The 13,326-nt window shown below is 59.9% G+C and carries 12 protein-coding genes; 10 read left to right on the top strand and 2 right to left on the bottom strand.

The window, feature by feature from the left end; all coding sequences use genetic code 11:
* Positions 1-73: 73 nt before the first annotated feature.
* Positions 74-1,222: a class I SAM-dependent methyltransferase gene (locus HMPREF9371_RS05450; protein WP_040660221.1), complete on the bottom strand. Its 1,149-nt coding sequence runs from the start codon at positions 1,220-1,222 to the stop codon at positions 74-76.
* A gap of 17 nt (positions 1,223-1,239) precedes the next feature.
* Between HMPREF9371_RS05450 and HMPREF9371_RS13315 the strand changes: the two genes are divergently transcribed.
* From HMPREF9371_RS13315 to HMPREF9371_RS05405, 10 genes are all read left to right on the top strand, one after another.
* Positions 1,240-1,395, top strand: coding sequence for a lipoprotein signal peptidase (locus HMPREF9371_RS13315; protein WP_232203128.1), 156 nt, complete (start codon positions 1,240-1,242; stop codon positions 1,393-1,395).
* Positions 1,396-1,641: 246 nt separating this feature from the next.
* On the top strand, positions 1,642-2,097 hold the full coding sequence (gene mraZ / locus HMPREF9371_RS05445) for a division/cell wall cluster transcriptional repressor MraZ (RefSeq protein WP_009118969.1): 456 nt from the start codon (positions 1,642-1,644) through the stop codon (positions 2,095-2,097).
* Positions 2,094-3,047 carry a 16S rRNA (cytosine(1402)-N(4))-methyltransferase RsmH gene (gene rsmH / locus HMPREF9371_RS05440; protein WP_009118968.1) on the top strand — a complete coding sequence of 318 codons (954 nt, stop codon included), beginning with the start codon at positions 2,094-2,096 and terminating at the stop codon, positions 3,045-3,047. Before mraZ ends, rsmH begins: the two co-directional genes overlap by 4 nt.
* The gene (ftsL, locus tag HMPREF9371_RS05435) at positions 3,047-3,313 is read left to right on the top strand and encodes a cell division protein FtsL (RefSeq protein WP_009118967.1); all 267 of its coding nucleotides are present in this window, start codon (positions 3,047-3,049) and stop codon (positions 3,311-3,313) included. The genes rsmH and ftsL overlap by 1 nt, the downstream gene beginning before the upstream one ends.
* A 23-nt stretch (positions 3,314-3,336) precedes the next feature.
* Positions 3,337-5,079, top strand: a complete 1,743-nt coding sequence (locus HMPREF9371_RS05430; RefSeq protein ID WP_009118966.1) for a peptidoglycan D,D-transpeptidase FtsI family protein — start codon at positions 3,337-3,339, stop codon at positions 5,077-5,079.
* A gap of 117 nt (positions 5,080-5,196) precedes the next feature.
* Positions 5,197-6,678 carry a UDP-N-acetylmuramoyl-L-alanyl-D-glutamate--2,6-diaminopimelate ligase gene (locus HMPREF9371_RS05425; protein ID WP_009118965.1) on the top strand — a complete coding sequence of 494 codons (1,482 nt, stop codon included), beginning with the start codon at positions 5,197-5,199 and terminating at the stop codon, positions 6,676-6,678.
* Between the two features lie 334 nt (positions 6,679-7,012).
* Positions 7,013-8,506 carry an ABC transporter permease/substrate-binding protein gene (locus tag HMPREF9371_RS05420; protein WP_040660851.1) on the top strand — a complete coding sequence of 498 codons (1,494 nt, stop codon included), beginning with the start codon at positions 7,013-7,015 and terminating at the stop codon, positions 8,504-8,506.
* A 156-nt stretch (positions 8,507-8,662) separates the two neighbouring features.
* Entirely contained in the window at positions 8,663-9,238 is a 576-nt protein-coding gene (locus tag HMPREF9371_RS05415) for a hypothetical protein (RefSeq protein WP_009118963.1), read from the top strand.
* A gap of 94 nt (positions 9,239-9,332) precedes the next feature.
* Complete coding sequence (locus HMPREF9371_RS05410; protein WP_040660219.1) at positions 9,333-10,169, top strand: ABC transporter ATP-binding protein; 837 nt, start codon at positions 9,333-9,335, stop codon at positions 10,167-10,169.
* Between the two features lie 60 nt (positions 10,170-10,229).
* A complete protein-coding gene (locus HMPREF9371_RS05405) occupies positions 10,230-11,588 on the top strand; it encodes a UDP-N-acetylmuramoyl-tripeptide--D-alanyl-D-alanine ligase (protein ID WP_009118961.1) in 1,359 nt (452 codons plus the stop codon).
* An 84-nt stretch (positions 11,589-11,672) separates the two neighbouring features.
* Here HMPREF9371_RS05405 and HMPREF9371_RS11770 read toward each other — a convergent pair whose 3' ends face one another.
* Positions 11,673-12,977 carry a YadA-like family protein gene (locus tag HMPREF9371_RS11770; protein ID WP_156786997.1) on the bottom strand — a complete coding sequence of 435 codons (1,305 nt, stop codon included), beginning with the start codon at positions 12,975-12,977 and terminating at the stop codon, positions 11,673-11,675.
* Between the last annotated feature and the right edge of the window lie 349 nt (positions 12,978-13,326).

The raw sequence follows: 13,326 nt of genomic DNA, 5'->3' as shown, positions 1-13,326 counted from the left end.
AGCTACCTGAAACGCGGGTGGGCGGTTTTCAGGTAGCCTTTGTTTGGATGGCGTATTGGAGCGGAGACTTTTACTAGAGACGGTGGCAGATATCGCCGGCGGCAAAGCCCTGCCAATCCACATCGATGTTTTTGCCGAAGGCCATTACTTTAAACAGCTCGCCCATTTCGTGCGGGGCGAGCAGGGTTTGGCAGGCGGCGGCGGCGCGGATGTAGTCGGGCCCGGCGCTGTCGCCGCAGGCGGCGAGTGCGTCGGTGATGCCGAGGTTGAGCAAAAAGGCGGCTTGAGTGGTATAGCCGATGAGGTCGAGGCCGCTGTCGCAGCCGGCTTCGGCGATGGCGGTAAAGTTGACGTGGCAGGTGAGGTCGGTGAGGCCGATGTAGCGGAAGGGGTCGTGCACGGCATGGTGGCGGTAGTGGCCGATGAGGGTGCCCTGATGCCGCTGCGGATGATAATACTGGGCGGCGTCGAAGCCGTAGTCGATCCAGATGAGGGCGCCGCGGTGCAGTTTGGCGGCCACGGTGCGGATAAAAGCCTGCTGTTGGCGGTGCAATTCGCTGGTGTAGCCTTCGAGCGGCGGAATCAGCGCTGCGGCTTCGGCGTGTAATTCGGCGGGCAGGGGGGCGCTTTGCCATGCCAAACCGCCGTCTTGTTCGGCTACGCCCATCAGGCAATGGCGGCCGTTTTGGTAGCGCACGATGTCGCAGGGCATGGCGTCGAGCACTTCGTTGCCGATGACGATGCCGTCGAAGGCAGCGGGCAATTCGGCGAGCCAGCTGACTTGGGCAAGGTGTTCGGGGGCGTGTTCGGCGATGTGGCGGCGTTGCCGTTCGGCCAAATCGGGCGACACTTCGATGATGTAATAGTGCTGCAGGCTACCTGAAAGGGCAGGCAGCAGCTGAGCGGCCAGTGCGCCGGTGCCGGCGCCGAATTCGTAAACGCAGCCGGCGGTTTGCGGCAACAGGGCGCGGAGTTGGACGGCGAGGGTGCGGCCGAACAGGGGGGTGAGCGCGGGGGCGGTGATGAAGTCGCCCGCCGCGCCGATTTTGTGTGCGCCGCCGGTGTAGTAGCCGTATTCGGGCTGGTAGAGCGCCATCTGCATGAAGTCGGCAAAGGGCAGGAAGCCCTGGTTGGCGGCGATGCGCTGCCGGATGAGGCCGGTGAGGGTTTGCGAGGCGTGCAGGGCTTCCGGCGTGGGGGTGGGCAGGTCGGTGTGGGTCATGGCGGCAGGTTGGCAGGCTGAGACCTTTGCAAAACCCCCATCTGCGGCGCATTTCTGCGTTGTGCGCTGCTCGCTCGCTTGCCTATCTATCTGATATGTCTGCGCTCGCTGTGCTGCTACGCCTTGAACTGCATCCACATCTGGGGGTTTTACAAAGGTCTCAGGCGGTTTGAAAAAGGGCTGCGATTATAAAGATTTAATTGATGTTTGCCAAAGGCGCGGCGGCAGGCGCTTGGGCAGGCGGGGTGCGGTTGGGGGCGGATGGGTGTGGCGATTTATCGGAATGAATTGTTAATAAATCATTTTTCTGCCGGGCTTCATTGACTGTAATCAAAAAACTGCCGTATAGTGTCGCAATGTGGGGAAAAGTGGGGCTAAGTGTGCCGTTTTCCCTAAACTGATGAGACGAGGTAGGCGCAGTGTTTGGCGGCATGCACGAATTGAGCATCGACAGCAAGGGGCGTTTGGCGATACCGGCCAAATTCCGCGAGCTGTTGTCGCGCCATTACTCGCCTGCGCTGGTGGTGACGCTGGATTCGCGTTCGCATTTTCTGCTGTATCCGGAAGCAGAGTGGCTGAAAACCGCGGCGGCCATTATGGCCATGGACGTTAACGGCAAGCCGCACGCCAAGCGTTACCAGAGCATGGTGCTGCACAATGCGGAAACCTTGGAGCTGGATTCGGCCGGCCGTATTTTGCTGCCCGCGCATCTGCGCCGACGGGTGGATTTCGATAAGGAAGTGACTTTGGTCGGACGGGTGGACCGCTTGGAGCTGTGGGGTCGTGAGCGTTGGGAGGCCGATATGAATGCCTTGCTCGACATGGATGCCGACGAGCTGGATGCCGAATTGGCCGAAGCGGGGTTCCGTTTATGAGCGGCGAAGTGTTTACCCACACCACGGTGCTTTTGCACGAGGCGGTGGACGCGCTGAATGTGCGCCCCGACGGCGTGTATGTGGACGGCACCTTCGGCAGGGGCGGCCATTCGCGGCTGATTCTGTCCCGTTTGGGCGAACACGGCCGTTTGGTGGTGTTCGACAAAGACCCGCAGGCGATTGCGGTGGCGCGCGAACTGGCGGCGCAAGATGCGCGTGTGGCGGTGGTGCACGAAGGCTTTGCCGCTTTTCAGGTAGCCTTAAACGGTTTGGGCATCCGAGAAATCGACGGTGCGCTGTTTGATTTGGGCATTTCCTCGCCGCAAATCGACGACGCCAGCCGCGGTTTCAGCTTCCGCTTCGATGCGCCTTTGGATATGCGCATGGACACCACCCGCGGCCAGTCGGCGGCCGAATGGCTGGCCGAGGCGGCAGAGCAAGACATTCACGAGGTCATCAAAAATTATGGTGAAGAGCGGTTTAGTCGCCAGATTGCGCGCGCAATTGTGGCAAGGCGGCAGGAAAGCCCCATCCTTACAACCGGCCAGCTGGCGAAACTCGTGGCGGAAGTCGTCCGTACTCGCGAGCGCGGTCAAGACCCGGCGACGCGGACGTTCCAAGCCGTTCGGATTTTCATCAACCGTGAGCTTGAAGAAGTAGCCGCCGTGCTGCCGCAGGCGGCAGGCTACCTGAAAACCGGCGGCCGTTTGGCGGTGATTGCCTTCCACTCTTTGGAAGACCGTATGGTGAAACAGTTTATCCGCCGCCACAGCCGGCCGCAGCCTCTGCCCAAATGGGCGATGGTGAAAGAAAGCGAACGGCCGCAGCCGCCTTTGCTGGAAATCGGCAAGGCGCAAAAGGCCGGCGAGGCCGAAGTGGCGGCCAATCCGCGCGCGCGTTCGGCGGTGTTGCGGGTGGCGGAACGCACGGCGGGGAGGTTTGAAGCCTGATGAACAAAATCAATATCGTCCTCTTTGTGCTCACCGTGCTCTCGGCGCTGGCCGTGGTCACCGTGCAGGACCGCTCGCGCGAATCGTTTATCGCGCTGGAAAAAGAGCACCGCCGCGCCTTGGACTTGGAAGAAGAATTCCGCCGTCTGCAATGGCAGCAGGCCCAGCTGGCCAACCATGCCCGCATTAAAGAGGCGGCGGCGCGCCAGCAGCTGCAGCCGCCTACCGTACAGAATACCCACATGATCCGCACACACCACGAATAAATACAAAGCGGGAACCGATACTTATGTTGATTAAAAGCGATTACAAGCCGCAGATGCGGCAGCAACAGCCGAAAAAGAAAAAGCCCGTCAGCACCAACGGCCGCATTGCCATGGTGCTCGGTACGCTGGCTGTCGCTTTCGGCGCGGTGGTGGTGTGGAGCGTGCGCCTGCACACGCTGGAGCAGGATAAGTTGGTGGAAGAGGGCAACAAGCGCTTTGTGCGCACATTGGTGCAGACCGCCAACCGCGGCACGATTACCGACCGCAACGGCTCGGTGCTGGCTCTGAGCGCACCGACCGATTCGCTGTATGCCGTACCCTCTTCGATGGACAAAATGCCCAGCCAAGACCAATTGGAGGCCTTGTCTGCCTTAATTGATGTACCGGTGGAAACCATTGCCGACCGTTTGGCGCGCACCAACAGCGATTTTGTGTTTCTGAAGCGCCAGATGAGTGCGGAAACCGCCGCTCAGGTGCGCGAGTTGGGCATTGCCGGTTTGTCCTTCCAAACCGAGCCTAAACGGCAGTATCCGATGGGCAATCTGTTTTCACACGTGATCGGTTTCACCAACATCGACGGTAAGGGCCAGGAAGGTTTGGAGCTGTCGCGCGAAGACGATTTGCGCGGCGTGGACGGGGCGCGCGTGGTGCTGCGCGACAACCGCGGCAATTATGTGGACGCGCTGGATTCGCCGCGCAACCGCGACACGGTGGATGGCCGCGATATGGTGCTGTCCTTGGATCAGCGCATTCAGTCGCTGGCGCACGACGAGCTGGCCGAAGCCATGGCGCACCACCAAGCCAAAGCCGGTACGGTGGTGGTGTTGGATGCGAAAACCGGCGAAATCCTGGCCCTGGTCAACCTGCCGGATTACGATCCGAACCACCCCGGCCGCTCCGACAGCGCCTTGCGCCGCAACCGCGCGGTCACCGATATGATCGAGCCCGGCTCCACCATGAAGCCCTTCCCGATTGCCAAAGCCTTGGATTCGGGCAAGGTGAACGAAAACACTTGGTTTAATGTGCAACCCTACAACATCGGTCCGGCCACCGTGCGCGACACGCGCAACTACGGCTCGCTGACCCTGCGCGGCATGATGCAGAAGTCTTCCAATGTCGGCACCAGCAAGCTGTCGGCCATGTTCAAGCCGGAAGAGATGCATCAGTTTTACAAAGCCGTCGGCTTCGGCCGCCGCATGCACTCGGGCTTCCCCGGCGAATCGCCCGGTTTGGTGCGCGACTGGAAAAACTGGCGCCCCATCGAGCAGGCCACCATGTCGTTCGGCTACGGCCTGCAAATGAGCCTGTTGCAGCTGGCTCGCGGCTACACCGTGTTCACCAACGACGGCAAACTGCTGCCGGTCACTTTCCTCAAGCAAAGCGTGGCGCCGCAGGGCGAAGCGATCATCCGCCCCGAAACCGCGCGCGCCGTGCGCCGCATGATGGTGTCGGTTACCGAGCCGGGCGGCACGGGCACGGCCGGTGCGGTGGACGGCTTTGACGTCGGCGCCAAAACCGGCACCGCACGCAAGCTGGTGAACGGCCGCTATGCCGAAAACAAACACATGGCCACCTTCATCGGCTTCGCGCCCGCCGAAAACCCGCGCGTGATTGTGGCGGTGAACATCGACGAGCCCACCCAAAACGGCTATTACGGCGGCACGGTGGCCGGCCCGGTATTTAAGGATGTGATGGCCGGTTCGCTGAACATTCTCGGCATCACGCCCACCAAACCTTTGCGGCAGACGGCTGCCGTCCAACCCTAAACCTTTCAGGTAGCCTGCTGCGGCTAAACGCGCAGGCTACCTGAAAACCTTTCGGCGACGGTATCGCAAAGTGGCCGCAGCGGCTGCTTGCATCCGCCGCCGACAGCGGAGTTTGTTATGTTTGATCGGAACGCCATCTTATCCCGCCCCGTGTTGCACACCCTGCCCGAACTGCCCGCAGGGTGTGTTTTGCGCATGGACAGCCGCCACATCCGCCCCGGCGACGTCTTCATCGCTTGCCAAGGAGAATACACCGACGGGCGGCGCTATATCGCCGATGCCGTGGCCAACGGCGCGGCGTTTGTGTTTTGGGACGCAGGCGACGGCTTTGCTTGGCAGGCGGAATGGGCGGTGCCCAACCAAGGCGTGGCCGATTTGAACACCCGCGCCGGCCTGCTGGCGGCCGAGGTGTACGGCAATTTTGCCGATACCGCCGCCCCGCTGCGCTGCTGGGGCGTGACCGGCACCAACGGCAAAACCTCCATCAGCCAATGGTTGGCGCAGGCCGCCGATTTGCTGGGGCAGAAATGCGCCGTCATCGGCACCGTGGGCAACGGTTTTTGGGGCGCGTTGGAAGACACCACCCATACCACGCCCGATCCCGTGCAGGTACAAACCCTGTTGCACCGTTTCCGCGCCCAAGGCGCTCAGGCGGTGGCGATGGAAGTATCCAGCCACGGCCTCGACCAAAACCGCGTGGTCGGCGTGCCCTGCAGCAGCGCCATCTTCACCAATCTTACCCGCGACCACCTCGACTACCACGGCGACATGGCCGGTTACGGCCGCAGCAAGGCCAAGCTGTTCCAATGGCAGAGTTTGCGCCATGCCGTCATCAATACCGACGACGCCTTCGGCGCCGAGTTGGCGGCCGAATTGCGCACACAGCGGCCCGAGCTGCAGGTGCTGAGTTACGGCTTCAATCAAGAAGCCGCCGTGCGCATCACCGCCTTTCAGGCTTCGGCCCAAGGCATGCAGCTGAAATTGGCGACGCCGTGGGGCGAAGGGGAAATCCGCAGCCGCCTGCTCGGCCGTTTCAACGCGCAAAATCTGGCCGCCTGTGTGGGGCTGCTGTGCGCCGAAGGCTTTGCTTTGGGCGAAGTGTTGCGCGTGCTGGCCGACATCCGCCCCGCCACGGGCCGCATGGACTGCATCATGGGAGAAGGCCGTCCGCTGGTGGTGGTGGACTATGCCCACACGTCCGATGCGCTGGAAAAAGCCTTGGCCACCCTGCAAGAAATCAAACCGCAAGGCGCCAAGCTGTGGTGCGTGTTCGGCTGCGGCGGCAACCGCGACCGCGGCAAACGCCCGCTGATGGGCGCGGCGGCGCAGGCCGGCGCCGACTGCGTGGTGGTGACTAGCGACAATCCGCGCATGGAAGAGCCGCAGGCCATCATCGACGACATTCTGCCCGCCGTACCGAACCCCGCTTATGTGGATGCCGACCGCCGCGCCGCCATCGAATACGCCGTGCGCCACGCCGCTGCCGACGACATCATTCTGATTGCCGGCAAAGGCCACGAAACCTACCAAGACATCGGCGGCCAAAAACAGCATTTTTCCGATTTTGAAGCGGCTGAGGCGGCGCTGGTGCAGCGCTGATTGACGTTCGGGCTACCTGAAAGCCTGCGGGGTAGGCCGGGAACAAGGTTCAGGCTACCTGAAAAGCGTTTGCCAGGCACTCGGGCGGATAGTGATGAGAATCGGTGCATCGTCTTCTTGTGCAGCGGTTTTTCGAAGCAAAAACTGCGAATGCCAGGCGCAAAGGTGTGCAAGATGGCGCAGCGTGCCAGCATTTCTGTTCTCCCTTTAACGACAATGCGGCAGGCGCGGTGCCTTGGCCGGACCCCGCCGCGGCGGAGATTTTGAACAGCTTCTTAAAGAGAAAGGGCAGGGTGTGCAGGATTTTCTGAGTTGGGTGCAGACCGAAAAGCAGATGATTCTGAACGCGGTACTCGAGCATCTGTGGCTGTCGCTGCTTTCCCTGCTGGCGGCGGTGCTGCTGGCCGTGCCTTTGGCCGTGTTGCTGTCGCGGCGGCGGCGTTGGGCGGAAGCGGTGCTGCAGTTTACCGGCGTGCTGCAAACCATCCCTTCGCTGGCCCTGCTCGGCCTGTTGATTCCCTTGGTGGGCATCGGTTCGCCGCCGGTGTTGATTGCGCTTACGCTGTATGCTCTGCTGCCGGTGTTCCAAAATACTTATTTGGGTTTGAACCAAATCGATCCGGCCATCAAAGAAGCGGCCACGGCCTTCGGCTTGTCGCGTTGGCAATCCTTGTTGCGGATCGAGCTGCCGATGGCTTTGCCGGCGATGATTTCCGGCATCCGCACCGCTGCGGTGCTGATTGTGGGCACGGCCACGCTGGCGGCGTTGATCGGGGCGGGCGGCTTGGGCCAGCTGATTTTGCTGGGCATCGACCGCCACAATATGATGCTCACGGTAAGCGGCGCGGTTTTGTCTGCCGCCTTGGCGGTGGGCGTCAGCGCTTTGGTGGGCGCCCTGCAGCGGGTGCGGCGGCCGGGTCGGCTGTTGTCGCTGGTGGTGGCTGTGTTGCTGGTGTTGGGCGCGGCGGCGCTGTGGCCGGCATCGGGCGGTGAGCGGCGGCAGATTGTGGTGGCGGGCAAGTTGGGCAGCGAGCCGGACATCCTGATCAATATGTACCGCCTGCTGATTGAGCAGGAACAGCCTGAGCTGGAGGTGGTGCTGAAGCCGAATTTCGGCAAAACCAGTTTTCTGTTTGCGGCGCTCAACAGCGGTGAAATCGATGTGTATCCGGAGTTTACCGGTACGGTGCTGGAAAGTTTGGTCACCCTGCCGCCCGGCATGAGCAGCCAAGGCTTGTCGCCGGAACAGACTTATGCCGAAGCGCGCCGCCTGCTGGCGGAGCAATATGCGCTCAGCCTGTTGAGGCCGATGGCTTATCAGAACACTTATGCTTTGGCCGTGCGCGAAAACGATGCGCGGCAATACGGTTTGCAGCGGATTTCCGATTTGAAAACGGTGGCCGGCCATTTCCGTGCCGGTTTCACCTTGGAGTTTACCGACCGCAACGACGGCTACCGCGGCCTGCAGCGGCACGGCATCCGCTTTGCGCAGTTGTCCAGCATGGAGCCGGCGCTGCGCTACACCGCCTTGCACAACGGCAAAATCGACCTGATTGAAGCCTATTCCACCGACAGCGAACTCAAGCAATACCGCTTGGTGACGCTGGCCGACGACTTGGGCCTGTTTCCTTCTTACCAAGGTGCGCCGTTGATGAAAGCGGCCTTCGAGCGGGAACATCCGCAGGTGGCCGCTGCGCTGAACCGTTTGGCGGGGCGGATTTCGGCCGAAGAAATGAGCGAAATGAATTACCGCGTGAAAGCGCAGGGTGAGCCGCCCGAGCAGGTGGCCCGCGATTATCTGCGCCGGCAGGGCTTGCTGCGCGAGTAGGGGCGGCGGGTTTTCAGGTAGCCTGACAGGCCGCACAGCGGCCATACGCCGCAATGCAGCTGGGGCGGCGTAATCGAGCATTAATAATGCCTCAGTTTTTCCAATTAAACTTTGCTTGGCCTATTTGATTGTCCATGCCGGAATCGATGAGAATAAATGGATCAAGATAGCATAAATGAAGAATTCTCCGTAGCCGTATTTAGCAATAAAGCATTCGTTATCCTATCGTTGGTTTTTCTATTGCTGATGACGCTTGTTTTTACCGCTGTTTGGTATTGGGGATTAACAGGTATTCATCCGGCAAAGGCTTTGGCAGCGTGTGTTGTTTTGATATGGGTGATGCTTTCTTCTGAAATATACAGTAGAAGGCTTCACTTTTTGCCTTCCGGTTTGGTTGTCAAAGATATTCATGATGGTAGGCTTATTTCGGAGATAAAAATCGAATCCTATCATTCCTATTTCTTTGTTCTAAAGAAAATAGGATGGATTCTTAGGGTTTATGACGGCAGTAAACACCATTTCTTTTTTGTTACCGCAAAATCGTTTCTACAATGGGAAGAAGTTGAAGAAGAAACGCTCGATAGATTAAATAAGTTTTTAAAAAATCATTACCCATTAAACAATATTTTTGTTGATAGATTTATATTTTTTCTGACATATGTATTCTATCCGCTGCTCATTGTTTTTCTCATCTTTGCTACTCAAAAAATTGCATACTGGATAAAGTATTAAATAACAATACATGGGTATTTCTGCAGCTAAAAAATAAAGTTTTTATCTTGTGTCAGAATACGGCCTAATGATTAAGAAGGATTGGGAGAACAAGATGGGTGCGACGGGTGATTCGGTGATGATTGAGTTTCGCAACGTCAGCAAGCATTACGGCGGCCAAGCCGCAGTGGCAGATTTGAACCTCAGTGTTTACGAAGGCGAATTTTTCGTGCTGGTGGGCGGCTCGGGCAGCGGCAAATCCACCACTTTGCGCATGATCAACGCGCTCACCGAGCCCACCGAAGGCAATGTGTATTTCCGCGGCCAGCGCATCAAAGACTACCCCATCCGCCCGCTGCGCCACCGCATCGGCTATGTCTTGCAGCAAATCGCCCTGTTCCCCACCATGACGGTGGCGCAAAACATCGGCCTGATGCCGGATATTCTGGGCTGGAGCAAAGCCGCCCGCCAAGCGCGCATGGCAGAGCTGCTCGAATTGGCGGGTCTGCCGGCGGCATACGCCGCGCGCTATCCGCACGAACTCTCGGGCGGCGAACAGCAGCGCATCGGCATTTTGCGCGCCTTGGCGGCCAAACCCGATATTTTGCTGATGGACGAGCCGTTTTCCGCGCTCGATCCCTTGTCGCGCCGCGCCCTGCAGGATGCAATTGCCGACATCCACCGCCGCTTGGGCACCACCATTGTGTTTGTGACCCACGACATGCAGGAAGCCCTGCGTCTCGGTTGCCGTATCGGCGTGATGGAGGCCGGCAGGCTGTTGCAGGCGGACACCCCCGCAGCCGTGCAACATCATCCGGCCACCCCCTATGTGGCCTCTTTGTTCCGCCACACCCAAACCAGCGTGGAAAACGTGTTGGCCGATATTGCCAAACTCAGTGCCGACGAACAGCGGCAGCTGCTGGCCCGCTGGCCGGCTGCCCAAGCCTACTAAACTGCCCGCCCTGCGGCCGATAGACAAACCGGCGGATGTCCGCCAGCCGAAAGAAGTGCCATGAATGCCTTAACCCTCGATTTTATTTGCCAAACCCTCAAGCTGCCGCTGCCGGCCGGCGCCCGTGCCGATGCGCCGGTGCGCATCATTACCGACAGCCGCCAAGCGCAATCGGGCGATGTGTTTTTTGCTCTGGCCGGCGACAAACACGACGCCCATGATTTTGTGCCGCAGGTATTGGCCGCCGGCGCCTATGCGGTGGTGTCGCGCGCCGATTGCGCCGGGCTTTCAGGTAGCCTGAAAGTGGCCGACACCCTGGCCGCGCTGCAAACCTTGGCCGCCGCCTGGCGCGAGGAGGTGGATCCCTGGGTCTTCGGCATCACCGGCTCGTCCGGCAAAACCACGGTTAAAGAAATGCTGGCTGCGGTGTTGCGCCGGCATTTCGGCGACGATGCGGTGCTGGCCACCGCCGGCAATTTCAACAACCACATCGGCCTGCCGCTCACCTTGCTGCAATTGCAGCCCGCCCACCGTTATGCGGTGATTGAGATGGGCATGAACCATTTCGGCGAACTGGCGGCGCTCACCCGCCTGGCCCACCCCGATGCCGCGCTGGTGAACAACGCCCTGCGCGCCCATGTCGGCTGCGGCTTCGACGGCGTGGCCGATATTGCCCGCGCCAAAAGCGAAATCTATCAGGGGCTACCTGAAAACGGCAGGGCACTGATGCCCGCTCAAGATCCGAATGTTGCGGTGTTCCAAGTTGCCGTACAGGGTTTGAACAGCCGTACTTTCGGCGTGGACGAGGGCGATGTCCATGCCGAAAACGTGGTTTTGGCGCCGCTTTCCTGCACATTCGATTTGGTGTGCGGCCAAGAACGCGCCGCCGTCAGCCTGCCGGTGCCCGGCCGCCACAATGTGCACAATGCCGTGGCCGCCGCCGCGCTGGCGCAAACCGCCGGCCTGAGTCTGGCGCAGATTGCCGAAGGTCTGGCCGGTTTTGCCAATATCAAAGGCCGCCTGCAAATCAAAGCCGGCCTGCGCGGCAGCACGGTGCTGGACGACACCTACAACGCCAATCCCGACAGCATGAAAGCCGCGCTGGATGTGCTGGCGCAACTGCCGCCGCCGCGCGTGTTTGTGATGGGTGATATGGGCGAGCTGGGGGAAGACGAAGCGGCGGCCATGCACGCCGAAGTCGGCGCCTATGCGCGCGGGCTGGGCATTGAAACCGCCTATTTTACCGGCCGCCACAGCGCCGCCGCCGCCCAAGCCTTCGGCAGCCAAGGCCGCTGGTTCGCCGACCAAGCCGCACTGAGCCAAGCCCTGCGTCAAGATTTGCCCGAGGGCGCGCAAGTGTTGGTCAAAGGCTCGCGCTTTATGCAGATGGAAAGAGTGGCGGAAGCTTTGGTTTTTTAGAATAAGCGTAAAGTAACAGGCTACCTGAAAGCTTTCAGGTAGCCTGTTGGCAGCGGCGCGGTGTTGGCGCCGGTTGGAGGCGGATTACCATTCGAGGTTGACACCCAGGTGGTAAACGGCTGCGCCGCCTCGGGTATTGAAGGCAACGCCGGCTTTGGTGGCGAACTGTTCGTTAAAGCGGTAGCCCGCGCCCACGGCCACGGCGCTTTGTTTGCGGTAGCCGCCTACTGCGGCGGTGAGGTTGAATTTGCCCACGCCGTAAGGCTGGAACAGGCCTGCCAAGGCGGCTTGTGCGGCGAAACCGCGCTCGGTTTGCTGTTTCAGGTCGCGCACTTCGCCGGAAAGTTGTTGCAGGCCGGCGCTGTTGCGGGCGATTTGTGCCTCGGCTTCGGCTGTGCGTAATCCTTGTTGGTTGAGTCGCTGGTTGATTAAATCGCGGTTGGCGGCGATTTCGGCCTGATGGCGGCGGATGGCGGTGTCGTGTGCGGCGACGGCGTCGCGGTTGCGCTCGCTTTGGGCTTGTTGGGCGGCCAGTTGTGCCTGATGGGCTTTCAGGGTGCCGGCCTGTTCGCGCAAGGTTTGGCCGTGCCGGTCTATGGCTTGTTGGGCGGTGTCGAGGCGGCCGCTTTGCTGTTGCAGGGCGTTTGTGTTGGTTTCGATACGGCCGAAATTGCTGTGGATGGCCGTGGTGTTATCGGCAATCGATTGGCCTTGCCGGTCTGTGGTTTGCTGGGTGGCATCGAGGCGGCTGCTTTGCTGTTGCAGGGCTTTTTGATTGGCGGTAATGCTCTGGCGGTTGGCGCCGATCAGGCCGGCTTGGGCGTTGAGGTTGGCCACATTGGCATTGATGCGTTGCTGGTGGTTGTCGATGCGTTGCGTGTTTTGGTCGATTTGGGCGATTTTTTCCGGATCAACGCCGTTGCCTAAGCTGATGCGCTGCAGTGCGGCTTGGGTGTCGGCAATGTTCCTGGCCTGCTGTTCTAAGGTGGCGCGGTTTGCGCCGATCTGGGTTTGGTTGGCTTGAATGCGGTCTGCTTGTTGTTGAAGCGCGTTTGTGTTGGCTTCGATACGGCCGAAATTGCTGTGGATGGCCGTGGTGTTGTCGGCAATCGACAGGCTGTGCCGTTCTATGCCGGCTTGCTGTTTTTTCAATTCTTGATCCAACACCAAGAGCTCGTTTTGCTGTTCGCCGCTGGTCAGGGTCAGGTTGGCCAGGTTTTGGGTGTTTTGGGTGGCGGCTGCTTGGACTTGGCTGAGGCTCTGTTTCAGCGATTGGTGTTCTGCTTCCAGCAGGTTGAGGCGGTTCGGGGTGTCGCCGGCATAGGCGGTGCCGGACAGGACGCTGAGGATGAGGGCGGCGGTTTGGGCGGGGCGGAAAAGTCGGGTCATATTTGCTCTCCTGAAAATCATGGTCATGGATGTTGCGGCCGTGCTGCCGGTGTGTTCCGGTGCGGCTGGATTGGTGAATGTAAAGACGTGGCGGCAGGAGGGATCTGACAATTGCCTGGCCGAATTTTTGGAATTTTTTCTTATTTGTCTGTTTTTTCTAGTTTTAAAATTCAGTTAATTTTCTTTTCCGGCATATTGTGCTTATGTGCGGCGAGTGTTCAGGCGGCCTGAAAGTGCGCTTTTGTAAGCTTTGAGTAAAGCTTTGTTTGGCGGGGCAAGATTTTGTCTGCGCCGTATGTTGCGCCGCACACAAGGGCGGCATAAGGCATTAAAATGCCGGCTTTTCGCC

This window comes from Neisseria shayeganii 871 (assembly GCF_000226875.1).
GTDB lineage: Bacteria > Pseudomonadota > Gammaproteobacteria > Burkholderiales > Neisseriaceae > Eikenella > Eikenella shayeganii.
Note: the sequence above shows the minus strand (reverse complement) of the source record. Positions and strands in the feature narration are given on the sequence as shown.